Raw genomic sequence first — 24,388 nt, 5'->3', positions numbered from 1 at the left:
TGCACCTCACCTTCATTATATCGCTTTTTTGCACCTTAGCCATATTTGGTAAGCCTTAAAAAATTTCCATTGAATACGAACGCATATTCGCTTAAGATAATAGATATAATATTAAAGAACAAATGTTCGAATCTTGAAACTGTGAGGGATAATCATGGTTGATTACAACACGTTACCGCACAATAAAATTTTATGTGTCGACATGAAGAGCTTTTATGCCAGCTGTTCGGCTGTCATGGAGGGGCTTGACCCGCTGGATTGTTATATTGCGATTGTCGGCGACAAAGAACGGCAGGGGAGCGTCGTGCTTGCCGCTTCCCCAAGATTGAAAAAAGAATTTGGCATCAAGACGGGCTCACGGCTATTTGAAATTCCAAACGATCCGCGCATTCGGCTGGTCGAACCGAAAATGGCCACTTATTTACGTATTTCAACAGAAATCTCCCGCGTCTTTAACCGCTATGTTCCAAAAGAAGCTATTCACACCTACAGCGTCGATGAAAGCTTTATTAAAGTGGACGGCGCTCTGCATTTGTGGGGTGATGCCCAGACGATTGCAAAAAAAATAAAGGACGATATTGAGCGGGAATTCCAGCTCCCATGCGCGGTCGGAATCGGCCCCAATATGCTGCTGGCAAAGCTCTGCCTTGATTTAGAGGCTAAGAAACACGGGGTTGCCGAGTGGACCTATGATGATGTGCAGACAAAACTTTGGAAGGTGTCGCCGCTTCGGGAAATGTGGGGAATCGGCAGGCGGGTTGAAAAAACGCTCAACGGCATGGGCATTTTCACAGTCGGTCAGCTTGCTCGCTATGACTTAGAACAGCTGGAGAAGAAATTCGGTATCATGGGCAATCAGCTTTATCATCATGCCTGGGGAGTCGACCTTTCCGATTTGGGCGCGCCGATTATCGAGGGGCAGATCAGCTTTGGAAAAAGCCAAATCCTGCTGCGGGATTATAAAGACGAAGAGGAAATTAAACATGTCATTTTGGAGATGTGCGAGGAGGTTGCCAAGCGAGCGAGAACAAGGTGGAAGGCGGGGCGGACAGTCAGCCTTGGCGTCAGCTACAGCCAGGATGAATTCGGCGGCGGCTTTAACCGCTCGAGAACCGTTCAGCAGCCGACTAATGTGACGATGGACCTTTACCGCGTCTGCCTCGAACTATTTCACGAGCACTATAACGGCAAAACCGTCCGGCAGATTTCCATTGCGCTTAGCAATATTGAGGACGACTGCGAGCTTCAGATTGATCTGTTTGACCAAGGTGCTTATAAACGACGTGAGCTGGGCTATGTTGTTGATTCCGTCCGCAGACGCTTTGGCCCGGGCTCTCTCCTGCGTGCTGTTTCCTATACCGCTGGAGGAACTGCCAAGCACCGGGCCACGCTTGTGGGCGGGCATAAGATGTAAAATAACTGGTTTGCGCAAGTAAAAGCGGATTATCCGCAAGTAAGAAGGGCTTATCCGCAAGTAAAAAGACGCTATCCGCGAATAAAGACTAGAGAAAGAAGGCGAGGCAAATGATTCGCGACCGTGGCAGAATTAAATGGACGTCGATGATGCTGCCTGAGCATGTGAAAATGCTCAGGGATTGGGTGAAGGAAGATCAGTATGAACAGCAGAAAGAAATGGATGAGCAGCAGCTTGAGCTCATGAACGAAATCTTGGCAGAAGCCATCGAATTTGACCAGTACGTGACAATTACCCATTATCGGAACCGAAATTATGAAATTGTCATTGGAAAAATCCATTATTGGAACGAAATCGCGCACAGGCTGCATGTGATTGACCGCTTTCAAGAAGTACATCGAATTCCCATCGATACTATTGCCGACGTTCGAATGACGGACATATAAAAGAGCGACTCCAACTAGAAAGCCGCTCTTTTTTCACCTTATTTATTCTTCCTTAGGCACCCGAACCTGAGACTCGAAATTTCCTTTATGCGAACCATCGCAGAAAGGTTTGTTTTTACTCATTCCGCACCGGCAAAGAGAAAAGGAAGGTTTTGTTGTATACACATTCCCCTCGCCATCCAACAATTCCACATCGCCTGTAATTCTAAGTGACCCATTATCGTTAACTTTAATTGTAACCTTTGACATCCGAAGCACTCCTTTAAAAAATATTCTATTATCCATGAGAATAACTGGTTTAATAGGGAAATGCAACCAAATGGCGGCGAGCAAAATAAAAACAGCCCAAACCAACATATGCTACAATCATCATATGCCTAAATGAGGAGAGTGTTAAACGTGGAAATCATCATAACCGAAGAGGCTGCCAAAAAAATCAATGAGCGGACAGCGGGACGTGAAGGCTATTTACAGCTTAAATACGATACGGATGGCTGTGGCTGAGCAGTCAGTGGTGTTGCCGCTCTGTGGTTCACAGGCGAATTAGACGATACTGAAGTTGAAATTGAAACGAATGACAGGCCAGTGTATATCGAAAAACACAAAATGGTGTTCTTCGACGAGCAAATGAAAATTGATTTTTCGACAGCCAGCAATTGCTTTCAGTTAAAAAGTCCGCAGCAAATCCTGAACGGAAGGATGAGCCTCGTCATAAAAACAGACTGATCCATTATGGACAGTCTGTTTTTAGCATGGGTAGGCATAGAGGACGTATTTTTCCAAAAATTCATCCACAACCCGTTTATAGTCATCTGGGTTTTCGTTAAAGGATTGGGCGTGGACGCCTTCCTCTGCAATATAAAGCATTTTCGGGCCTTTTTTGTGTTCGAATAAATCATGGGTCATCGATGGCAGAATATAATCATCCTTCTGGCTATGGATAAATAAAACCGGATGCTTGATGTTTTCGATAGCCGAAATCGGTGAAACATGGCGGATGGAATACTTATCGCGCAGGCGCAGGAAAGCATCCCCAATCGGAAGCAGCAGCCCTGGAAAAATCTTAAAATCCCTTTTAATGAGATGGGCAACCTGATCTTTAAAGTCAGAAAATGGACAGTCTGCAATGTAAAAATCGGCCCCATCTTCAAGGAGTCCGGCATACAGCAGCATCGTTGCCGCCCCCATCGATTCTCCGTGAATCCCGAGTAGCAAGTCCGACCCCTTTTCTTGTTTCAGCCAGTCGACCACTGCTTTTAAATCAAATTTTTCGTAATGGCCATAGCTCGTGGTTTTGCCGCCGGATTCCCCGTGGCGGCGATGGTCGTAAATCAGGGTATTAAAACCGCGCTCGAGGAACAGGTTCATGTATTTCACTGAATTCATTTTGTTTTCCGTTACGCCGTGCGATATGATCACATAGCGATTGGTCTGATGGGGTTCCACTAGCAAGGCTTTAATCGCATAGCCGAACGGAGAGGGGATATCCACATCTCGTTTAGGCAGGGACTCAAATTCATCGGGATTGAACCTGCCCGCCTCCTTTTCCCGCTTTAAAATGAAATCCTCATCCTTCTTCTTCATATACATGATTCGGTTGGTAAAAAACAAACCGATCGCGAGCCAAAAAAATAACAAAATAAACAGGGTTCGAAAGGCCTTCTTCAAACTTGGCACCTCCAGATGGTTGGTAATCCATATTTTAACATAAGAAAAGCCGCGGCATCTAATGGGCGGCTTTGAATGAAAGGCATGATTATGATTCTGCGTTTTGGCGCTTTGTCGGATGAAGGGCTTTTTCCATTTCTTCTGCAGCAATCATCCGCTTGCCGCCTCCTTTAGTGTCTGCGTAGTTTTTCCCTTGCATGCTGTTTCCTTTATCGCGCTTTTGGCTCATGAACAAATCTCCCTTCAATGGTCTTATCATCTATAAGATGCTTAAACACAGGGGCATTTATTCACGAGACGGTTTGGCTATTAAGACTGAAATAGCCGCTTGTGATTTCCCTGGAGATATGGGGACGGACGATTTCAATGGCATCGACAAGCTTTTGGAGATCAATTCCTGTATCTATTCCCATCCGCTCGAGCATGTAGACGACATCCTCTGTTGCTGTATTTCCGCTTGCACCTGGGGCAAATGGGCATCCGCCCAGCCCGCCGGCAGATGTATCAAAACGGTCTACGCCTGCTTGGAGAGAAGCAAGGATATTAGCCAGCCCAAGTTTTCTGGTGTCATGGAAGTGGGCAGTAATAAGGGTTTCTTTAAACTCCGCATTAATTTTTGAAAATAACGAGTAGGCTTCGTGTGGCGCGGCCATTCCAATCGTATCGGCAACGCTTAGTTCATCGGCACCGGCCTCGACAAATTCACGGCATAGCTTCAATGTTTCTTCCTCTTCAATTTTACCCTCATATGGGCAATAAAAAGCGGTTGAAATGCAGGCACGGACAAAATAATTTTTTTCCTTAAGCTCTTTAATAATCGGTTTTAATTCAGTCATGCTGTCAACAGTTGATTTGTTGATATTTTTTTGATTAAACGTATTGCTAACGCCGACAAAAACAGCGACGGCTTGACAATCGGTGGAGTAGACCCGGTCGATTCCCCGGCGGTTTGGAGCGAGGACAATATTTCTAGTTGTATCAGCAAGGCTGTCGGCCACAATTTCCGCTGCATCGCCCATTTGCGGCACCCACTTCGGCGAAACAAAGGAGGTCAGTTCCATTTCTTTAAGTCCCGCGTTTCTTAAGGCAGCAATAAATTGTTTCTTAATTTCTGTCGGCACAAACAATTTTTCATTTTGCAGGCCGTCGCGCGGCCCAACCTCAATAATGGTTGCTTTTTTCGGTAAAGTCAGCATTCCGTTCCCCCTCGTCCTGTCATAATTCCATTGTAACGGGGTTGATTTTTTAAAAGCAAGAATTTTAACAAAAATGGTAATTTTCTGTGTTAAAATAAGGTGAGAAATTCCATAAGGGGGAGAGTACATGAGTCAAACCGAAGTTGTAATTGTTAGCGCTGTCAGAACCGCGCTTGGAAGTTTTAATGGTGGATTAAAAAGTGTAAGTGCACCTGAGTTAGGAGGAGTTGTCATCAAGGAGGCACTTCAGAAGGCAGGCGTCAAACCGGAGCAGGTCGATGAAGTGATTATGGGGAATGTCCTTCAGGCTGGCCTTGGGCAAAACCCGGCTAGGCAGGCGGCGTTTAAAGCAGGAATCCCAGAAACTGTTTCCTCGATGACTATTAACAAAGTGTGCGGATCAGGTTTAAAAGCTGTGCACTTAGCGGCACAAGCTATTTTGGCAGGAGATGCGGAAATTGTGGTCGCCGGCGGAATGGAGAATATGAGTCAGGCACCGTACATATTAAAAAATGCCCGCGAAGGCTTTAAAATGGGTGACCAAAAGCTGGTGGACACGATGACATCAGACGGACTTACTTGTGTATTCAATGACTATCATATGGGGATCACAGCGGAAAACCTAGCGGAAAAATATTCGATTACAAGAGAAGAGCAGGAAGAATTTTCCGCATGGAGTCAGGAAAAAGCAGTGAAGGCGATAGAAGAAGGACGGTTTAAAGAGGAAATCGTTCCGGTTGTGATTCCGCAGCGAAAAGGGGAGCCGGTTGTATTTGCCGTGGATGAATATCCGAAAAAGGGTACCACTGTGGAAAAATTGGCTGGACTGCGTCCTGCGTTTAAAAAGGACGGTACGGTAACAGCGGGAAATGCATCTGGTATTAATGACGGCGCAGCAGCTTTAGTGGTAATGAGCAGAAAAAAGGCGGATGAACTAGGCTTGAAGCCGCTTGTAACGATTAAGGCAAATGCCAGCGCTGGAGTGGATCCGAGCATCATGGGTATCGGGCCAGTTCCTGCGGTTAAGAAGGCATTGGAAAAGGCGGCCGTTTCTTTGGAGCAGTTAGAGTTGATTGAAGCGAACGAAGCCTTTGCGGCACAGTCGCTGGCTGTAGACCGTGAGCTTCACTTTAACAAGGAAATCTTGAATGTAAACGGCGGTGCGATTGCACTTGGGCATCCGATTGGTGCAAGTGGGGCGCGAATTTTGGTTACACTTATCCATGAGATGAAGCGGAGAGATGCCAAGTTAGGACTTGCCACACTGTGTATTGGCGGCGGCCAAGGAGTGGCAACAGTCGTGGAAATGGCGTAATAGAGTAAAGCAGGCTGACCTAAGAGGGAGCCTGCTTTTTATATGATTTTCGAAATGGTAGGTTGTATAATGGAATAAAAGTAGTTTTTGAAGGAGCATCAAACCTATGAAGAAAAAACAACAACAACCTAAACGTCAGCCGAAAAAAGACGAAGCTGCTGTAACGCTTAAAGACATGATGAATCCCGATTTAATAAAAAAGTTAAAAGAGCAGCAGGAGCAGCTCAAGGCAGAAGAAGATAGAAAACGCGAGGAAGAAGAGCAGAGAAAACGGGAAGAAAGAAGATTGAAAGAAAAGAACAAATCCTTTGAAGAGCTGTTAAATGAGAGCGGCATGAATTGGAAGGAATTTAAATAGAAAGAAATATCAATTTGAAAATTCGGATGTGCTATTGGTGCCCAAAGCTCCGAAAATGTAAAAAGTTGGGTAACCAATAAGCTTTATTGGTGCCTGAAACTCCGTATATTTCAAAGGTTAGGTAACCAATAAGCCTTATGGGTGCCTGAAACTCCGTATATTTCAAAGGTTAAGTAACCAATAAGCCTTATAGGCGCCCGAAACTCCGTATATTTCAAAGGCTAGGTAACCAATAAGCCTTATTGGTGCCTGGAACTCGGTAGATTTCAAAGGGTAAGTAACCAATAAGCCTTATTGGTGCCTGGAACTAGGTAGATTTCAAAGGTTAGGTAACCAATAAGCCTTATTGGCGCCCGAAACCCGATAGATTTCAAAAGTTGGGTAACTAATAAGCCTTATTGGTGCCTGAAACTCCGGAAATGTCAAAGGTAGGGTAGCTATTAACCCTCTGGCACATCCCCTCAAAAAAAAGAATTACCGATGCTCCAAATAAACACTACCCTTAGTCAACTCTTTAATCACCGCAACCTCCTCATCGGTCAACGGCTGACTTCTAACCGCAGCAGCATTGCTTCGAATCTGTTCCACGCGGCTCGCACCCGCCACAACCGAGGCGACCGCAGGATTAGCTAGATTATACTGCAACGCAACTTCTGTAAATGAACGGCCTGCCCCCACTTTTTCCTTCAAATGAGGCAAAACCTCACTCAATTCATCTAAACTATAATCGAGATACCCTTTCCCTGAAGCCTTGTTTAGCAGCTTGTCACTCAACAGCCCTTTGGCCAGCGGTCCGCGTGTGACAACGCCCACGCCATGTTCAGCCAATAGCGGCAATGCCTCTTCCTCCGGACGGCGGTCAAGGATACTGTACTGCATCATCACCGATACAATATGTGATGTCTCCACATATTCACGGATGACATTCGGACGGATTGAGGAAATTCCGTAATAGCGGATCACTCCTTCAGAAACTAGTTCCTCAAACGCTTCTATTGTTTCATCAATCGGGTCATCAATCGTGCCGCCATGTAATTGATAGAGATCAATATAATCTGTTCCGAGCCGTTTTAAACTATTTTTCACCGCTTCTTTGATATAGACCTTCGAGGGGTCCCACGTCCAGCTAGAATGATCCGGCTTCCATCGGTTCCCGACCTTCGTAGCGATAATCACCTTTTCGCGGACACTTTTCAACGTCTTCCCGACAATTTCTTCGTTAACCCCAAAATCATATAAATCCGCAGTATCGAAATAATTGATCCCTTCCTCAAGAGCCGCTTCAATAATTTCTTGAGCCGCTTTTTCATCAGTTCCAATTGACATACAGCCAAGTCCAAGTTCCGTCACATACAAGTCAGATCTGCCCAACCTTCGCTTCTTCAAAAAAATCCCCCCTCATCTTTCTATAATTTTAATCAAGAACGGGGGAGACTACAAACAACAGGATCTATTTTGGCTTGACGTTTTGCACCCAGTCGGAAACATTCTCAAACTCTTTCCGATATTCCTTTAGCTTTTGCAGTACTTCCCAGCCTTTGCCGACAAGGATAATCCCCTTTTCATGCACATACACCTTCATCCCATACGCCTCCCAATCAAGTATGGTAAAATGTATGACGTGAATGAACCGGACTAGAACAGGAGTTGACGATAATGAGCAAGCTTGAGGAAAAAACACTTAAAAGCGAAGAAATCTTTTCAGGGAAAATCATCAGCCTTCACTTACAGGAAGTGGAACTGCCGAACGGAAAAACATCCAAGCGGGAAATTATCAAGCATCCAGGGGCGGTAGCCATTTTAGCCCTCACCCCTGAAAATAAAATCATCATGGTCGAGCAATATCGTAAAGCACTAGAACGAACCATCGTGGAAATTCCTGCTGGCAAGCTTGAAAAAGGCGAAGAACCGGCCAGCTGCGCCCGCCGGGAATTGGAGGAAGAGACCGGCTACGTGTGCGAAAGCCTTGAGTTGCTTACATCTTTTTTTACCTCGCCGGGCTTTGCCGATGAAATTGTCCATGTTTATCTCGCAAAAGGCTTAACGAAAAAAGAAGATTCCGCAGCCCTTGATGAGGATGAGTTTGTCAATTTGGAAGAATTGACGCTGGAAGAAGCCCTTCAATATGTGAAAGAACAAAAGATTTATGACGCAAAAACGATTTACGCAGTCCAATACTTACAACTACAAGAGGCGTTGAATAAATAATGAACCGCTATTATGTGGATTTACATATTCATATTGGCCGGACCTGGACGGGCAAGCCTGTTAAAATAACCGGCGCCAAATCTCTTACATTTACAAATATTATTGAACATGCACGCCATGTAAAAGGGCTAAACATGGTCGGAATCATTGACAGCCATTCTCCAGAAGTCATTTTGGAAATGGAGAGCTTAATTCAAAGTGGAGAGGTTTACGAGCATGAGGATGGGGGCTTGATATTTGGCGATTTGACCGTCATTCCGGGCTCGGAATTGGAAATTTATGATGAAAACTGCCACGGCCCGATTCATCTTCTTTGCTACTTCCCAACACTCGCTGTTATGAGGGATTTTTCTAATTGGCTGTCGGGCCATTTGAAAAATATCCAGCTCAGCTCGCAAAGGATTTATATCACCGGCATGGAGCTGCAGAAAAAGATCAAAGAAATGGGCGGCATTTTTATTCCGGCTCATGTTTTTACACCTTTTAAAAGCCTATATGGAAAAGGGGTTAAAAAGTCTCTCGCAGAGGTTCTCGACCCCAACAAGATTGACGGTATTGAGCTGGGCCTAAGCTCCGACACACAAATGGCTGACCAGTTAGGCGAACTGCACAATTATACGTTTGTGACTAACTCGGATGCCCATTCTCTGGCAAAAATTGCCCGTGAGTATCAGGTGGTGGCGATGGAGGAACCAACCTTTAAAGAACTATATAAGGCCTTAAAGGGTGAGGATGGGCGTAAAGTAATTGCTAACTTCGGTCTGGACCCACTGCTCGGCAAATACCATAAAACCGTTTGCGCCGAGTGTCTGAATCCGCTTCAGGAAGATGACCAAATTTGTGATTTGTGTGGTCATAGCAAAATCATTAAAGGAGTGGCTGACCGAATCCTTGAACTAAAAACTGCCGAAACGAGCCCGCCCGGACGCCCGCCTTATGTTCATCAGGTACCGCTCGAATTTATCCCCGGCCTGGGACCGCGCATGCTGGAAAAACTCGTCAACCACTTCGGAAGCGAAATGGCCATTTTACACGAGGTTCCTTTTGAAGCATTAAAAGAGGTCGTTCCTGAGAAAATTGCGGACTTGATTATGAAAGCACGTGAAGGAAAAATAAATCTTGCAGCTGGCGGCGGGGGAAAGTACGGAAAAATTGCGGATCAATAACTGCGACAGCGCATATGAACTATCTATTAAGCTCGCCAATAGGCGAACTCTCTTTTATGAAGGATTCATAACGCTCGAACGATTGAAAAAATGAAGTGTTCGGTCGTTATGGGGAGCACATAACGCCGAACGGCTGAAAAAACTAAGCGCCCGGTCGTTATGAAGGGTTCATAACGACCGAATGGCAGAAAAGACCAAGCGCTCGGTCGTTATGAAGGTCTCATAACGCCCGAACGGCCGAAAAGACTAAGTGCCCGGTCGTTATAGAAGATCTCATAACACCCGAACGGCTGAAAAGACCAAGTGCCCGGTCGTTATGAAGGGTTCATAACGACCGAATGGCAGAAAAGACCAAGCGCTCGGTCGTTATGAAGGTCTCATAACGCCCGAACGGCTGAAAAGACTAAGTGCCCGGTCGTTATAGAAGATCTCATAACACCCGAACGGCAGAAAAGACCAAGCGCTCGGTCGTTATGAAGGGCTTATAACGCCGGAACGGCTGAAAAGACCAAGCGCTCGGTCGTTATGAAGGGCTCATAACTACCGAATGTCTAAAAATACATATACCCGGTTGTTATAAAAAGTTCTATCAGCACAAATACCTTAAGAATTTTGGCTGTTAAAGTTATAAAATAGTTTTTCTAATTAAAAAACTGAATTTTTTATGGAATCTATCAATTTTAATCATAGAAAAACTAGACTGGCATAGAATGTATTAATCATTAGCAAATGCCAGGAGGAACCGCAAATGAAAAAACGTTTGTACCCATCCAATGCAGTAAGTTTCCGTGAGCATTCCTCAATTTTCTTATTTATTGTTGTCCTGTTTTTTATGGGGGTTATTTTTGGCGCAATCGTCGTCAATAGTATGAGCTTTACGCAAAAGGAAGATTTATTCTATTATTTATCGCAGTTCTTTGGACAAGTCTCCACAGAAAACGCAGGCGAGAACAGCGATTTGTTCTTGCAAAGCTTCCTTCATAATAGTAAATTCATAGGATTAATTTGGATTCTGGGAATTTCCATTATCGGGCTTCCTGTTATTCTCATTCTTCTGTTTGTCAAAGGAATGGTGGTAGGCTTTACAGTTGGGTTCCTTGTCAGCCAAATGGGCTGGAAAGGGTTTTTGCTGGCAGTCTCCTCGATTCTGCCGCAAAACTTGATTATCATCCCAGTCTTTATTATCATGGCGGCCTTGTCAGTCATTTTTTCATTGAGAATGATTAAGAAGCAATTTATGAAGCAGTATGCAAAGCCTTTAGCGCCTTTATTGAAGGGATATATTTTCGCCCTCATCGCGGCGGTCGTGTTTATTTCAGCGGCGTCAGTTGTTGAAGCATATTTATCGCCATGGTTGATGAAAACTATGATTACCTCAATTAGTATATAATTATTATTAAATAATAATATATATAAACCCCACTTTATAATAATTTTATTTTGAATCTCCTTCCCTATCTGTTATAATGTGAATTAACAGTGGCGTGGGAGGGGCTTCAGGATGGAAACTAGAATTGAGAGAATAAAGAAGCAGTTGCATTCAGCAAGTTATAAGCTAACACCTCAGCGTGAAGCAACCGTCAGAGTTTTATTGGAAAATGAAGAGGATCATTTAAGCGCGGAAGATGTGTACCTCCTCGTTAAAGAAAAATCGCCTGAAATAGGCTTGGCAACTGTTTACCGGACTTTAGAATTATTAACGGAGTTAAAAATTGTCGATAAAATAAATTTTGGTGACGGTGTCTCCCGTTATGACCTTCGTCAGGAAGGTGCTGCCCATTTTCACCACCACCTTGTTTGTATCGAATGTGGTGCTGTTAGTGAAATTCAGGAGGACTTACTTGAAGATGTCGAAGCAGTGGTAGAAAAGAGATGGAATTTTAAAATAAAAGACCATCGTCTTACCTTTCATGGTATCTGCCATCGCTGCCAGGATAAAGTCAAAGATGAAGAACAACCCAAACAGCATAAAATCAAACAGTCCTTTGAATGAAAAGGGCTTTTTCTTTTTTTTATGAGCATGCGAAAACCTGATGCAGCAAGGTATAAAACCTGTCCATTTTGGCATACCTTGTTAATAGAAAACTATTTTGGGGGAACGTGACATGCTCTCTTTTATGAAAATCATTCTGCAAACCGTAAAGGTATTTATCATATTCACAGGGTGCACGATTCTTTTTTATTATGGTATCATGTGGGTATCTGAAGAATATCAAAACTATCACCGCTACGACGAACCCGAAGGAACGGCGCTTAAGGTCTCAAATACAATGAGCGAAAGCGATTCTTCTCTAGTAGACCGGCTGATATTTTTTTATTTAAATGGGGAGTAAGGCAATGGAACAGCATTTACAGGAATTCAAGCAATATATGGGCGTTGAAAAAAGACTGGCCCTAAATACATTGCTGTCATATGAGCGCGATTTAAAAAGCTACCTGGACTATTTAAACAAGGTAGAACTGATTCCTTCATTAAATGATGTCCAGCGGGTACATATCATTCATTTTTTGGAGTTTTTGAAGGAGCAGGGGAAGTCTGCTAAGACATTGGCAAGACACATTGCTTCCATTCGCGCATTTCATCAGTTTTTATTAAGAAGTAAAGTGGTTGAGGATGACCCTACCGTGCAGATTGAAACACCGCGAATGGAACGGTCGCTTCCGAAGGTGTTAACCCTAAAGGAAGTGGAACAGCTGTTAGATACTCCTAAAGCCAATGATCATTATGGTTTAAGAGACAAGGCTATGCTTGAGCTTCTTTATGCAACAGGAATTCGCGTCAGCGAGCTGATTGACTTGGATATCGAGCATGTCCAATTGACGATGGGGTTTATCCGCTGCAGGGGCAAAGCGGATAAAGAGAGGATCATCCCAATTGGCAAAACGGCTGCCGATGCCGTCAAACACTATCTTGACCAGGGTAGACCCCATTTTGTCTCCTTAAAACATGCTGATAATGCCTTATTTTTAAATCATCAAGGAAAGCGCCTCTCTCGTCAGGGCTTTTGGAAGATTTTAAAGAAATTGGCGCTTGAAGCAGGTATTGATAAAGAGCTAACACCGCACACACTGCGTCATTCCTTTGCAGCCCACTTGGTTGAAAATGGGGCTGATTTAAGGGCCGTCCAGGAAATGCTCGGCCATGCCGATATCTCGACAACACAAATTTATACTCAAGTTACGAAGCCTCGTTTAACTGATGTTTATCGGAAATTTCATCCGAGAGCTTAATAGATTGATAGAGTCATACAAATGTCATAAGCTGCCGAAAAAACGGGCAGCTTTTTCCTTGTAATTTTCCCTGCATTTAGTAAAATAAAAGAGGTCAGACTTCCGACGAATGCTCGGCTGCTTTTTAGAGTAATAGAGCCTAAATAGGACAACATATTGTTGTGAATTGTTTCTTTTTTAGAATATGTGAAAACGTTGTCAATGCTGTGTGGCCAGTTAACAGGCGGCCATATCCGTTGAACAATTAAGGAGGAAAAGAGTAAAATGACGGCTAATACATATAAACGTATTTTTATTGTCGTAATGGACTCCGTAGGTATTGGTGAAGCCCCTGATGCCGAAAAATTCGGCGACAAGGGGGCCGATACGCTTGGACATATCGCGGAAAAAATGAATGGGCTCAACATGCCCAATATGGGGAAGCTAGGTCTGAGTAATATTCGTGAACTAAAAGGAATTCAAAAGGTGGAAAAACCTCTTGCCTTTTATACAAAAATGAAGGAAGCCTCCAATGGGAAAGATACCATGACGGGGCATTGGGAAATCATGGGTTTAAATATCAAGACACCATTCCGCGTCTTCCCGGATGGTTTTCCAGAGGAGCTTGTTTCGGATCTTGAACAGCGGACAGGAAGAAAGGTCATCGGCAATAAACCGGCAAGCGGAACGGCAATCATCGATGAACTCGGCGAGGAGCATATGAAAACAGGTGCATTAATCGTCTATACATCGGCCGATTCCGTCCTGCAAATTGCGGCCCATGAAGAAATTATTCCGATTGAGGAGCAATATCGTATTTGTAAAATAGCCCGTGAACTAACCCTGGATGAGAAATATATGGTTGGGAGAGTCATTGCCCGACCGTTTGTTGGAGAACCGGGCAGTTTTAAACGGACGCCGAACCGCCATGACTATGCCTTAAAGCCTTTTGACAGAACCGTCATGAGTGAATTAAAGGATACCGGCTTTGATGTGATAGCAATTGGAAAAATATCCGATATTTTTGATGGTGAAGGTGTAACCAAATCATTAAGAACGGTTTCGAATATGGATGGGATGGATAAATTGGTTGAAACCTTTGATATGGACTTCACAGGCATCAGCTTTTTAAATCTAGTTGACTTTGATGCCCTGTATGGCCACCGCCGTGATCCGGAAGGGTATGGGCGTGCCCTGGAGGAATATGATGCCCGACTTCCTGAGGTATTCGCCAAAATGAAGGAAGATGACCTGTTAATTATTACGGCGGACCATGGAAATGACCCTGTCGCCCCTGGAACAGACCATACCCGTGAATATGTGCCACTTCTTGTCTACTCAAAAGGTAAACAAGCGGGCCGTGAACTTCCTTTACGTGATACCTTTGCCGATGTAGGCGCAACAGTTGCTGAGAACTTTAACGTGAAAATGCCGAACTATGGGAAAAGCTTCTTAAACGAATTGAAATAATGAAATGAATGCTTCTAAAAAGGGAGAATGAGGATGAATTACGAAAATATTCAAAAGGCAGTCAGCTTTTTAAAAGAAAAATATGAGAAGGTTCCGAAAATAGGTCTTATTCTAGGATCAGGTCTCGGTGTACTGGCAGAGGAAATCGAACAGCCGGTCAAAATACCATATAACGAAATTCCCGATTTTCCAGTTTCAACTGTTGAAGGCCATGCCGGCCAGCTTGTGTTTGGTTTGCTTGACGGAGTAGAAGTTGTTGCGATGCAGGGCCGGTTTCATTTTTACGAAGGCTATAGCATGGATAAGGTAACCTTTCCTGTAAGAGTGATGAAGGAACTGGGGGTCGAGATTTTAATTGTCACGAATGCCGCCGGTGGGGTAAATGAAAGCTTTACGCCGGGCGACTTAATGATTATTACCGACCATATAAATAATATGGGCACAAACCCTCTGATTGGCCCAAATGACAGCCATTTCGGTGTCCGCTTCCCAGATATGTCGGAAGCCTATACAAAGGAATTGCGGACAATGGCTAAGGAGGTTGCTTCCCGCTTAAATATTGATGTGAGGGATGGTGTTTATTTTGGAAATCCCGGACCCGTTTATGAAACACCTGCTGAAATCCGAATGGTTCGCACCCTTGGCGGGGATGCGGTTGGAATGTCAACTGTGCCGGAGGTTATTGTTGCCCGTCACAGCGGCATGAAGGTGCTCGGCATTTCCTGCATTTCCAATATGGCAGCGGGGATCCTCGACCAGCCACTAACCCATGACGAGGTTATCGAAACAACAGAAAAAGTAAAAGCAAATTTCCTTTTGTATATTAAAGAAATTGTAAAGAGTCTTGCTTAATTTTGATGGTAAAGTGGTGAATAAAAATGAGAATGGTTGATTTGATTGAGAAGAAACGTGACGGACATGAACTGTCTACTGAAGAGATTAATTTTATCATTCAAGGCTATACCGAGGGATCCATCCCTGATTATCAAGTAAGTGCTTTTACCATGGCGGTTGTTTTTCGTGGTATGACGGAAAAGGAACGGGCTGATTTAACGATGGCGATGGTGAAATCAGGTGATCAGATTGACTTATCGCAAATCGAGGGAATCAAAGTCGATAAGCATTCAACTGGAGGAGTGGGCGATACGACAACACTAGTTCTCGGCCCACTTGTGGCATCAGTCGGTGTTCCGGTTGCGAAAATGTCCGGACGCGGGTTGGGGCATACTGGGGGAACCATTGATAAACTAGAATCAGTGGCTGGCTTCCATGTGGAAATTGACAGTTCGGAATTTACCGAGCTAGTGAATAAAAATAAAATTGCTGTCATTGGTCAAAGTGGGAATTTGACGCCTGCTGATAAGAAACTGTATGCGCTGAGAGATGTAACGGGAACTGTTGAAAGCATTCCGTTGATTGCCAGCTCGATTATGAGCAAAAAAATTGCCGCTGGTGCGGACGCGATTGTTCTTGATGTAAAAACAGGAGCAGGAGCATTTATGAAGACCCTTGAGGATTCAAGGGAATTAGCTCGTGCGATGGTCGGGATCGGCAACAAGGTCGGCCGGCGAACCATGGCGGTGATTTCCGATATGAGCCAGCCGCTCGGGTTTGCCATCGGAAACGCCTTAGAAGTAAAAGAAGCAATTGACACCTTAAAGGGTGAAGGTCCTGAGGATTTAACAGAGCTGTGTTTGACCTTAGGCAGCCATATGGTGTTCTTAGGAGGAAAGGCGCCGTCACTAAAAGAAGCGCGCTCCTTATTGGAGGAGGCAATCCAAAACGGGTCGGCTCTTGAAAAATTAAAGATATTCTTAAGCTCCCAAGGCGGAGATGCAACTGTAGTCGATAATCCGAAAAAGCTGCCACAGGCAAAATATACGTTTGAACTAGAAGCCAAAGAGGACGGCTATGTTTCCGAAATTGTGGCTGATGAAGTAGGGACCGCAGCCATGCTTCTCGGGGCAGGCCGGGCAACAAAGGAATCTGTGATTGACCTCGCAGTTGGCCTCGTCCTCAGAAAGAAAATCGGCGACCAGGTAAACAAAGGTGAATCTCTAGTCACCATTTACAGCAATTTCGAAGACATCAAAGAAGTATCAGAAAAGCTTTATGAAAATATTAAAATCTCTTCATCCAAAGTAGAAGCACCGACCCTCATATACGGAGAAATAACGGAATAAATAAAGTCTTAGGCGGGTGTCAGGCACCATGTGAATTTTTCACGTGGTGCCTGACACCTTTTTATGTATAAAGTTGGTAATTTTGGAAAAAATGTTGGCTATAAAGATTGGAGGGTTTTGCGATGAAGCGTCGTTTAGTCTATTTAATAGTTATGCTATTTATGTTTACAAGTTTAGGGGGGCCTCATGCCTTTGCGGCGGAGGAGAAAAAAGCGGAGGAAAAGCAAGGGACTGAGATTGTCACGGGTGTCCGTTCCGCTATTTTAATGGAAAGAGATACAGGAAAGATTCTTTATGATCAAAATGGCAACGAGAAGTTACCTCCTGCTAGCATGACAAAAATCATGACCATGTTATTAATCATGGAGGCGATTGACAAAGGAAAACTGAAGTGGGATGAGAAAATCCGCACAAGTGAGTATGCCGCTTCAATGGGAGGCTCGCAAATTTTTCTTGAACCGGGCGAAGAAATGACCACCAAGCAAATGCTGCTAGGGATTGCCATCGGTTCAGGTAACGATGCTTCTGTTGCGATGGCCGAAAGAATTGGCGGTTCCGAAGAAGCATTCGTTGACATGATGAATGCAAAGGTAAAGGAACTAGGCTTAAAGCAAACTTTCTTTAAAAATACGACTGGCCTGCCAGAAAGCGGTCATTATAGCTCTGCACATGACATGGCCGTATTGGCAAAAGAATTATTGAAATATGAAAACATTACGAAATTCACGGGAATGTATGAAGCTTATCTCCGTGAAAATACGGATAAAAAATTCTGGCTGGTTAATACAAATAAACTAGTTCGTTTCTATCCAGGAGTGGATGGCTTAAAAACTGGATTTACGGCTGAAGCAAAATACTGCTTAACAGCAACTGCACAAAAGGATGGAATGCGAGTCATTGCTGTAGTATTTGGGGCTCCAACATCCAAGGACCGCAATGCCCAAGTCACAAAAATGCTTGACTATGCGTTCAGCCAATATCAAACACATCCAGTCTACAAACGAAATCAAACCATTGGTGAAGCAAAAGTAAGTAAAGGCCAGGACAAAACAGTCAAGGCTGTAACAAGTGAGCCGCTTTCTCTCCTAACGAAAAAGGGAGAAAAGACCAAGGACGTGAAGCAAAAGATAACTCTTGAAAAGAAACTAAAGGCTCCCGTTCAAAAAGGTGACCGAGTAGGAACCATTAAGCTAATTAAAGATGGCAAGGTGGTTTTGGAAAGCCCTCTGGTTGCCAAAAGTACTGTCCAGGAGGCAGGTTGGTGGACCCTTTATAAACGTTCCTTCGGCATGTTTACAAAGGCTGGAAAATAAGGGGAATGTCGAATCGCAAAACGAAATCACTACTTTTAGCGAAAATCGACTAGTTTTGTATGTTGAGAAGGAAATGAATGGACAAAAGGCGAATTGACTCACTATACCTGAATAAGGAGGACGAAGGATAGTGAGTCTTAACATTGAACTTGAAACTAAACACGATGTTTTGCTGATTCGTTTAAGCGGTGAATTGGACCACCATACAGCTGATGAGCTTCGCGAAAAAGCCTCAAGTGTAATTGAAAACAATGGAATCCGCCACATTGTCTTGAATCTGGCACAACTAACCTTTATGGATAGCTCTGGGCTTGGTGTTATATTAGGCAGATATAAGCAAATTAAACAGGTGCACGGTGAAATGGTCGTTTGCGCAATTTCCCCTGCAATCCAAAGATTATTCGATATGTCGGGCATGTTTAAAATTATCAAAATGGAACCGACTGAGGAATTTGCATTGCAGAGATTGGGGGTGGCCTAACATGAAGAACGAAATGACTCTTCAGTTTAGCGCATTAAGCCGGAATGAATCCTTTGCCCGTGTAACGGTTGCTGCCTTTATCGCCCAGCTTGACCCGACTATGGATGAGCTGACAGAGCTAAAAACGGTTGTTTCAGAGGCAGTTACAAATGCAATTATTCATGGGTATGAAAATGACCCGAATGGAATTGTTTATATTCATGTTTCAATAGAGGATAGTTTCATTGAATTGTCCATTAAGGATAATGGATTAGGTATAGCAGATGTGGAAGAAGCTCGTCAGCCATTATTTACAACAAAGCCGGAACTCGAAAGATCCGGCATGGGCTTTACCATCATGGAAAATTTTATGGATGAGTTAGAGGTCTTCACACAGCCTGGCAGCGGGACCGAGGTTAGACTACGAAAGCATTTAAAATCTAGCAAAATGCTTTGCAATTAAGGAGACTTGCCGATGGATGTGGAGGTCAAAAACGAAAAAAATCAAACGTATTTAAAGGATCATGAAGTCAAGGAGCTCATTCAAAGAAGCCAGGGCGGGGATCAGGAAGCGCGCGATTTAATCGTTGAAAAAAATATGCGGCTTGTTTGGTCTGTTGTTCAGAGGTTCCTGAATAGAGGCTATGACCCGGATGACCTATTTCAAATCGGCTGTATCGGTCTATTAAAATCAGTTGATAAGTTTGACCTATCTTATGATGTCAAGTTTTCTACGTATGCTGTCCCGATGATCATTGGAGAAATCCAGCGGTTTATCCGTGATGATGGTACGGTCAAGGTCAGCCGATCGCTGAAGGAGATGGGGAATAAAATCCGCAAGGCCAAGGATGAGCTGTCGAAAACACTTGGCAGAATTCCAACCGTTAATGAGATATCAGAATACCTTGAGATATCACCTGAGGACGTCATACTTGCCCAGGAAGCAGGCAGGACACCTTCATCTATTCATGAAACAGTCTATGAAAATGATGGGGATCCGATTACCCTGCTTGATCAAATTGATGATGGGAACGACGGCAAATGGTTTGATAAAATTGCATTAAAAGAAGCCATCCGCGAGCTTGATGAGAGGGAGCGGCTAATTGTCTATTTGCGCTATTATAAGGACCAAACCCAATCAGAAGTAGCGGTAAGACTGGGAATTTCCCAGGTTCAAGTTTCAAGACTAGAAAAAAAGATACTTTTGCAAATGAAAGACCGAATGGATCTCTAATCCATTTGGTCTTTTTATTTTTGAAAAAAATCATTCCATTTTTTGTTTTCATAAAAAGGCAGTTTTTACCCATACTACATATACGAGAAATCTTTGTGTGGGAAGTGATGTTTTGGAAAAAACAATCTACATTCGCATGCGGAATCGTGTTCAAGTCCCTCCGGAGGGAAAGGTTTTATTAAAAGATGCTGCTCAGATGATTGCCACTGAAGAGGTCCTTCATGATTTACAATCGATGGAGATTTACCAATTAAGAAAAGAGGACGGAAATATTGTTGTGATCGATATCATGAAAGTCATTCGGTTAATAACGGCCAGGTTTGAGGATGTTGAGGTCCAAACAATCGGACCGGCGCAGACGATTATTGAAGTAGTAGCCAAGAAAAAAGGAGTTTCGATTCCTTTTTTTCTTTTAATATGGTTTCTTTTATTTTTCGGTTCGGCCATGACACTGATGAATTTTCATGATGATGTCAGTATGAAAAGTGTGCAGGAGAAAATCTACACAATCATTACAGGTAAGAAGGAAGCAAAACCGCTGCTTTTTCAAATTCCCTATTCAATTGGCTTAGGACTTGGCATGATTCTCTTTTTCAATCATGTCTTCAAGAAGAGAATTAATGATGAACCAAGTCCGCTCGAGGTTGAGATGTTTAATTATCAGATGGATTTGGATAATTATGTGATTCTCCATGAAAATAAAGAAAGTATGAAACGGGTTCATGACGATTAAAATTATTGCTGTTATGTTTCTGGGAATTGCCAGTGGGTTGGCCGTTGGCTCGGGATTTGTTGCATTTCTTACCGTTCTGGGGGTTATCCCCAGATTAACGCAGCTTACCAAAACGATGAAAATGATTTATCAGTATGAATGGGGAGTCGTTATCGGGGCCTTAACGGGAGTTTTTGCCAGCTTAAGGGACCCCGTATTGGATTTATCCGCTTATTTCTTAATCCCCTTGGGGCTTTTTGGCGGTGTCTTTGTTGGGATGCTGGCTGCAGGTCTTACAGAGGCTTTAAACGTTTTCCCAATTCTTGCTAAGCGAATTCATTTAGATGGGAAGATTGTCATTTTAATAATGGCAATTGTTTTAGGAAAAATATTTGGTTCCATCTTTCAATGGCTTTACTTTGTCCATCATTAAAATCTTTAAAAGGGAAGGACATCAAAGTATGAGCACCAAAAGGAATGTTATTTTAGTAACAGATGGCGATGAACACACCAGGAGGTCTTTAGAGCAGGTTGCCAAGACGGTCGGCGGACGCTGTATTACACAGTCCAAGGGAAATCCCTCCAAATTGTCGGGGCCGGAGCTTGTCAAACTTATTAAGAAAGCACCCCACGACCCGGTTCTTGTTATGTTTGACGACAGCGGCATTGTTGGAGAAGGCGCCGGAGAAAAGGCCTTAAAATACGTGGCGGAACATGAGGACATCAATGTTCTCGGCGTCGTTGCTGTTGCAGCCAAATCTAGGCACGAGGAATGGACAAAGGTAGATGTAAGTATTGATCGGGACGGGGAATTAACACCATATGGAGTAGATAAATATGGTATACCTGAACTGGAAATAGGGAGACTAAATGGAGATACCGTTTATTGCCTGGATCAATTAAATGTACCGCTAATTGTAGGAGTAGGGGATATCGGCAAAATGGCGAGGCACGATTCCTACAAACTTGGTGCGCCGATAACAGAAAAAGCTGTTGAACTTATCCTTGAAAGGAGTGGATTTTATGACGACGACACAATCCAAAGTGGAACATTGGCCGATTCCTGAATCAGTGAATGAAGTGGAAAACTACATGAAGCAGAGTGTCGGCTTAGGGATAAGCTTTGATTTGGGCGTCAGGAAATTAACAATCTTAAAGAAAGAAATCCAAATCTACTATGTAAATGGTTTATGCGATACGATGTACATTATTCAATTGATCAAAGAGCTGGTCGGCATCAATAATCGAGAAAAGCTTTCTACCGACCTTTTTAAGCTAATTGAAAATAGATTAGTAAACCAATCGGTAGAGCAAATTACCCAGCTTGATCAATTGGTGGATAAGGTTTTATCTGGGTTAATCGCGATTGTCATTGATGGTGAAAGTACAGGGTTTGCGATTGATGTCAGGAGTTATCCAGGACGGTCGCCTCAAGAGCCTGATACGGAAAAGGTAGTGAGAGGCGCCCGTGATGGATTTGTTGAAAATATTATTTTAAATACAGCTTTAACAAGACGGAGAATTCGTGACGAACGGCTCCGCTTTGAAATGATTAAGGTAGGCAGGCGCTCAAAAGCAGACATTGCTTTAGGCTATCTGGAGGATGTGGCCGACCCTGATTTACTTAATATTCTAAGAAAAGAATTAAATGCGATAGATATTGACGGAATTCCCATGGCAGATAAAACTCTAGAGGAATTTATCGTAAAACAAGGATTTAATCCATATCCGATTGTCAGATATACGGAACGGGCAGATGTTGCTGCTGCCCATATCTTAGAGGGGCATGTAATTATTTATTGTGACACCTCACCAAGTGTCATTATTACACCTACTACATATTTTCATCATGTCCAGCATGCAGAGGAATTTCGAGAATCACCTGCAATGGGAACCTTCGTCCGTTGGATGCGGTTTTTGGGAGTTTCAGCATCCATTTTTTTACTTCCGTTTTGGCTGTTGATGGTCCTAGAACCATCCTTGTTGCCGGAGAAAATTGCCTTTATTGGTCCAAATGAGCAGACAAATATTCCATTAATTGTCCAACTGTTTTTGGCGGATTTTGGGTTAGAATTTTTGAAGCTTGCTGCCATTCATACACCAACACCGTTGTCAACGGCCATGGGCTTAATTGCAGCAGTATTAATTGGACAAATTGCCATTGATGTCGGCCTTTTTGTGCCTGAGGTCATCCTTTATGTAGCGGTCGCCGGCATCGGGACCTTCACGACCCCAAGCTATGAATTAAGTGTTGCCAATAAAATCGCCAGAATGATCTTGATGTTAGCGGTAGCATTTTTCCATGCACCGGGTTTCATTATTGGATCAACCATCTTTTTTATCTATCTTATTCATATGCGGGCGCTCAACACCCCTTATTTATGGCCGTTTCTTCCGTTCGAACCAAAAGGATTTTTACAAATTGTCTTCCGGCGGGCCATCCCGGGTGCTGTTCTTAGGCCAAGCATTGTCCATCCGAGAAACCGTTACCGTCAGCCTCCAAATGGGTAAGTTGTTTCAAAACAAATTGCAGAATGTGTATAATTATGCTAAAGTGTTTAATTAAATAAAGGATTAAAGAAATAAAAATAGGCAGGTTCTAATGCGGATTCTGTCTATTTGTTTATTATTTTTACTCATTGTCTACATAGACTGTAGTGAGTCGTTACGGAGAGAGGGAAGGGAATGTATTTTTACGGTACAACAGGTGTAAATAAGGATGGGCATCTGGAAATTGGCGGTCTCGATGCTGTCGAGCTTGCGAAAAACTTTGGAACTCCCCTGTATGTTTATGATGTTGCTTTAATCAGGGAACGTGCAAGGGGATTTAAACAAACCTTTGAACAACAAAATGTAAGGGCTCAGGTTGCATATGCCAGCAAAGCATTTTCGACCGTTGCAATGGTGCAGCTCGCGGAGGAAGAAGGTCTATCATTGGACGTTGTTTCCGGCGGTGAATTATATACAGCCATAACAGCTGGTTTCCCTCCCGAGAAAATTCATTTTCATGGAAATAATAAGAGCAGGGAAGAATTAGAAATGGCAGTGGACCAAAAAATCGGCTGCATTGTCGTTGATAATTTTTATGAAATGGAACTATTAAAAGCAATTTGTTTGGAGAAACAGGTAAAGACAAATATTTTGCTGAGGATCACTCCTGGCATTGAGGCCCATACCCACGATTATATTTTGACCGGTCAGGAAGATTCAAAATTTGGGTTTGACTTGCAAAATGGCCAAGCGGAAAATGCATTAACCGCCGCTCTTCCGTTTGACCATTTTAATGTGCTGGGGATCCATTGTCACATTGGTTCGCAAATCTTCGAAACAACCGGATTCATATTAGCAGCACAAAAAATAGTTGAAAAGCTGGCAGAATGGAAGGAACGTATTGGCTTTGAGTCAGAAGTTTTAAATCTTGGCGGCGGTTTTGGAATCCGCTATACAAAAGAGGACGAGCCAATTCCACCGTCGCAATATGTCAGTGAAATCATTAAAGAGGTTAAAAAGCTGGCTGGCGAATATTCACTTAAAATGCCAGAAATTTGGATTGAACCAGGGCGCTCTCTTGTAGGAGATGCCGGGATTACTCTTTATCAGGTCGGAGCTTCCAAAGATGTTCCGGGTGTCAGGAAATATTTGGCGGTTGATGGCGGGATGAGTGATAATATCCGTCCGGCACTCTACCAGGCAAAATACGAGGCGGTCTTTGCCAACAGGCCGCTGGCACAAGCATCAGAAACTGTCTCGATTGCCGGCAAATGCTGTGAATCAGGAGATATGCTGATTTGGGATTTGCCATTGCCGGAGCAAGAGGATGAGGATATTTTAGCCGTATTCTGTACTGGTGCTTACGGCTATTCCATGGCCAACAACTATAACCGGATTCCACGTCCGGCAGTAGTTTTCGTCGAAGATGGAAAAGCCACCCTCGTCGTGAAAAGAGAAACATACGAAGATCTTGTAAGATATGATTTACCATTAAAATAATAAAACTGCCGCTCGCGAGCGGCAGTTTTCATTTATAGAAAAAAA

Annotated in this window: 28 protein-coding genes and 1 pseudogene; 23 read left to right on the top strand and 6 right to left on the bottom strand. The window is 43.5% G+C overall.

Annotation, left to right across the window (positions count from 1 at the left end; translation table 11 throughout):
• Nucleotides 1-154 precede the first annotated feature (154 nt).
• A complete protein-coding gene (locus ACZ5B7_RS22110; protein WP_464491017.1) occupies nt 155-1,414 on the top strand; it encodes a Y-family DNA polymerase in 1,260 nt (419 codons plus the stop codon).
• Nucleotides 1,415-1,524: 110 nt separating this feature from the next.
• Nucleotides 1,525-1,860 (top strand): YolD-like family protein, encoded by a 336-nt coding sequence (locus ACZ5B7_RS22105; protein ID WP_213144954.1) that lies wholly within the window; start codon nt 1,525-1,527, stop codon nt 1,858-1,860.
• Between the two features lie 42 nt (nt 1,861-1,902).
• Here the strand turns inward: ACZ5B7_RS22105 and ACZ5B7_RS22100 are convergent, their stop codons facing one another.
• The gene (locus ACZ5B7_RS22100) at nt 1,903-2,109 is read right to left on the bottom strand and encodes a CDGSH iron-sulfur domain-containing protein (protein WP_213120283.1); all 207 of its coding nucleotides are present in this window, start codon (nt 2,107-2,109) and stop codon (nt 1,903-1,905) included.
• A 150-nt stretch (nt 2,110-2,259) separates the two neighbouring features.
• Between ACZ5B7_RS22100 and ACZ5B7_RS22095 the strand changes: the two are divergent.
• Nucleotides 2,260-2,586 (top strand): annotated as a pseudogene (locus ACZ5B7_RS22095) (iron-sulfur cluster biosynthesis family protein).
• Nucleotides 2,587-2,607: 21 nt separating this feature from the next.
• Here the strand turns inward: ACZ5B7_RS22095 and ACZ5B7_RS22090 are convergent.
• The 3 genes from ACZ5B7_RS22090 to ACZ5B7_RS22080 form a co-directional block, all read right to left on the bottom strand.
• Nucleotides 2,608-3,528: an alpha/beta hydrolase gene (locus tag ACZ5B7_RS22090; protein WP_464491016.1), complete on the bottom strand. Its 921-nt coding sequence runs from the start codon at nt 3,526-3,528 to the stop codon at nt 2,608-2,610.
• A gap of 88 nt (nt 3,529-3,616) precedes the next feature.
• Nucleotides 3,617-3,757 (bottom strand): hypothetical protein, encoded by a 141-nt coding sequence (locus ACZ5B7_RS22085; RefSeq protein WP_464491015.1) that lies wholly within the window; start codon nt 3,755-3,757, stop codon nt 3,617-3,619.
• 61 nt (nt 3,758-3,818) lie between these two features.
• Nucleotides 3,819-4,724: a hydroxymethylglutaryl-CoA lyase gene (locus ACZ5B7_RS22080; RefSeq protein ID WP_464491014.1), complete on the bottom strand. Its 906-nt coding sequence runs from the start codon at nt 4,722-4,724 to the stop codon at nt 3,819-3,821.
• Between the two features lie 127 nt (nt 4,725-4,851).
• Here ACZ5B7_RS22080 and ACZ5B7_RS22075 point away from each other — a divergent pair, with 127 nt between their 5' ends.
• Nucleotides 4,852-6,039, top strand: coding sequence for an acetyl-CoA C-acetyltransferase (locus ACZ5B7_RS22075; RefSeq protein WP_464491013.1), 1,188 nt, complete (start codon nt 4,852-4,854; stop codon nt 6,037-6,039).
• A 106-nt stretch (nt 6,040-6,145) separates the two neighbouring features.
• Nucleotides 6,146-6,397, top strand: coding sequence for a YqkE family protein (locus ACZ5B7_RS22070; RefSeq protein WP_464491012.1), 252 nt, complete (start codon nt 6,146-6,148; stop codon nt 6,395-6,397).
• A gap of 474 nt (nt 6,398-6,871) precedes the next feature.
• On the opposite strand, the gene ACZ5B7_RS22065 is transcribed toward ACZ5B7_RS22070, so the two are convergent.
• Together ACZ5B7_RS22065 and mciZ are read right to left on the bottom strand one after the other, a co-directional pair.
• Nucleotides 6,872-7,783, bottom strand: a complete 912-nt coding sequence (locus ACZ5B7_RS22065) for an aldo/keto reductase (RefSeq protein ID WP_464491011.1) — start codon at nt 7,781-7,783, stop codon at nt 6,872-6,874.
• 64 nt (nt 7,784-7,847) lie between these two features.
• Nucleotides 7,848-7,979 (bottom strand): Z-ring formation inhibitor MciZ, encoded by a 132-nt coding sequence (gene mciZ / locus ACZ5B7_RS22060; RefSeq protein WP_423799009.1) that lies wholly within the window; start codon nt 7,977-7,979, stop codon nt 7,848-7,850.
• 74 nt (nt 7,980-8,053) lie between these two features.
• Between mciZ and ACZ5B7_RS22055 the strand changes: the two genes are divergently transcribed.
• The 18 genes from ACZ5B7_RS22055 to lysA all read left to right on the top strand — a co-directional run bounded on the left by ACZ5B7_RS22055 (nt 8,054) and on the right by lysA (nt 24,343).
• A complete protein-coding gene (locus ACZ5B7_RS22055) occupies nt 8,054-8,605 on the top strand; it encodes an NUDIX domain-containing protein (RefSeq protein WP_464491010.1) in 552 nt (183 codons plus the stop codon).
• Nucleotides 8,605-9,771 (top strand): endonuclease Q family protein, encoded by a 1,167-nt coding sequence (locus tag ACZ5B7_RS22050; RefSeq protein WP_464491009.1) that lies wholly within the window; start codon nt 8,605-8,607, stop codon nt 9,769-9,771. Before ACZ5B7_RS22055 ends, ACZ5B7_RS22050 begins: the two co-directional genes overlap by 1 nt.
• Nucleotides 9,772-10,519: 748 nt before the next feature.
• Nucleotides 10,520-11,161 (top strand): stage II sporulation protein M, encoded by a 642-nt coding sequence (gene spoIIM / locus ACZ5B7_RS22045; protein ID WP_464491008.1) that lies wholly within the window; start codon nt 10,520-10,522, stop codon nt 11,159-11,161.
• Nucleotides 11,162-11,272: 111 nt separating this feature from the next.
• Nucleotides 11,273-11,764 (top strand): ferric iron uptake transcriptional regulator, encoded by a 492-nt coding sequence (fur, locus tag ACZ5B7_RS22040; protein ID WP_423799005.1) that lies wholly within the window; start codon nt 11,273-11,275, stop codon nt 11,762-11,764.
• 112 nt (nt 11,765-11,876) lie between these two features.
• The gene (locus ACZ5B7_RS22035; protein ID WP_213120295.1) at nt 11,877-12,104 is read left to right on the top strand and encodes a YqzK family protein; all 228 of its coding nucleotides are present in this window, start codon (nt 11,877-11,879) and stop codon (nt 12,102-12,104) included.
• A gap of 4 nt (nt 12,105-12,108) precedes the next feature.
• The gene (gene xerD / locus ACZ5B7_RS22030; protein ID WP_464491007.1) at nt 12,109-13,002 is read left to right on the top strand and encodes a site-specific tyrosine recombinase XerD; all 894 of its coding nucleotides are present in this window, start codon (nt 12,109-12,111) and stop codon (nt 13,000-13,002) included.
• A gap of 264 nt (nt 13,003-13,266) precedes the next feature.
• Nucleotides 13,267-14,451, top strand: a complete 1,185-nt coding sequence (gene deoB / locus ACZ5B7_RS22025; protein ID WP_464491006.1) for a phosphopentomutase — start codon at nt 13,267-13,269, stop codon at nt 14,449-14,451.
• A 33-nt stretch (nt 14,452-14,484) separates the two neighbouring features.
• A complete protein-coding gene (locus ACZ5B7_RS22020) occupies nt 14,485-15,303 on the top strand; it encodes a purine-nucleoside phosphorylase (protein ID WP_464491005.1) in 819 nt (272 codons plus the stop codon).
• Nucleotides 15,304-15,329: 26 nt separating this feature from the next.
• Nucleotides 15,330-16,634 (top strand): pyrimidine-nucleoside phosphorylase, encoded by a 1,305-nt coding sequence (locus tag ACZ5B7_RS22015; RefSeq protein ID WP_464491004.1) that lies wholly within the window; start codon nt 15,330-15,332, stop codon nt 16,632-16,634.
• A 122-nt stretch (nt 16,635-16,756) separates the two neighbouring features.
• Nucleotides 16,757-17,947 carry a D-alanyl-D-alanine carboxypeptidase family protein gene (locus tag ACZ5B7_RS22010; protein ID WP_464491003.1) on the top strand — a complete coding sequence of 397 codons (1,191 nt, stop codon included), beginning with the start codon at nt 16,757-16,759 and terminating at the stop codon, nt 17,945-17,947.
• Nucleotides 17,948-18,077: 130 nt separating this feature from the next.
• Nucleotides 18,078-18,428 carry an anti-sigma F factor antagonist gene (gene spoIIAA, locus ACZ5B7_RS22005; protein ID WP_213144969.1) on the top strand — a complete coding sequence of 117 codons (351 nt, stop codon included), beginning with the start codon at nt 18,078-18,080 and terminating at the stop codon, nt 18,426-18,428.
• Between the two features lies 1 nt (nt 18,429).
• Complete coding sequence (gene spoIIAB / locus ACZ5B7_RS22000; RefSeq protein ID WP_464491002.1) at nt 18,430-18,870, top strand: anti-sigma F factor; 441 nt, start codon at nt 18,430-18,432, stop codon at nt 18,868-18,870.
• A 12-nt stretch (nt 18,871-18,882) separates the two neighbouring features.
• Nucleotides 18,883-19,641, top strand: coding sequence for an RNA polymerase sporulation sigma factor SigF (gene sigF, locus ACZ5B7_RS21995; protein WP_213144971.1), 759 nt, complete (start codon nt 18,883-18,885; stop codon nt 19,639-19,641).
• A gap of 112 nt (nt 19,642-19,753) precedes the next feature.
• Entirely contained in the window at nt 19,754-20,374 is a 621-nt protein-coding gene (locus ACZ5B7_RS21990) for a stage V sporulation protein AA (RefSeq protein ID WP_464491001.1), read from the top strand.
• A complete protein-coding gene (locus ACZ5B7_RS21985) occupies nt 20,364-20,786 on the top strand; it encodes a stage V sporulation protein AB (RefSeq protein ID WP_464491000.1) in 423 nt (140 codons plus the stop codon). Before ACZ5B7_RS21990 ends, ACZ5B7_RS21985 begins: the two co-directional genes overlap by 11 nt.
• A gap of 28 nt (nt 20,787-20,814) precedes the next feature.
• A complete protein-coding gene (gene spoVAEA, locus ACZ5B7_RS21980) occupies nt 20,815-21,420 on the top strand; it encodes a stage V sporulation protein SpoVABEA (RefSeq protein ID WP_464490999.1) in 606 nt (201 codons plus the stop codon).
• A complete protein-coding gene (locus ACZ5B7_RS21975; RefSeq protein ID WP_464490998.1) occupies nt 21,377-22,864 on the top strand; it encodes a spore germination protein in 1,488 nt (495 codons plus the stop codon). Before spoVAEA ends, ACZ5B7_RS21975 begins: the two co-directional genes overlap by 44 nt.
• Before the next feature lie 174 nt (nt 22,865-23,038).
• A complete protein-coding gene (lysA, locus tag ACZ5B7_RS21970; RefSeq protein ID WP_464490997.1) occupies nt 23,039-24,343 on the top strand; it encodes a diaminopimelate decarboxylase in 1,305 nt (434 codons plus the stop codon).
• The last annotated feature ends 45 nt before the right edge of the window (nt 24,344-24,388 follow it).

It is taken from the genome of Neobacillus sp. S1115 (genome assembly GCF_055385565.1).
Note: the sequence above shows the minus strand (reverse complement) of the source record. Positions and strands in the feature narration are given on the sequence as shown.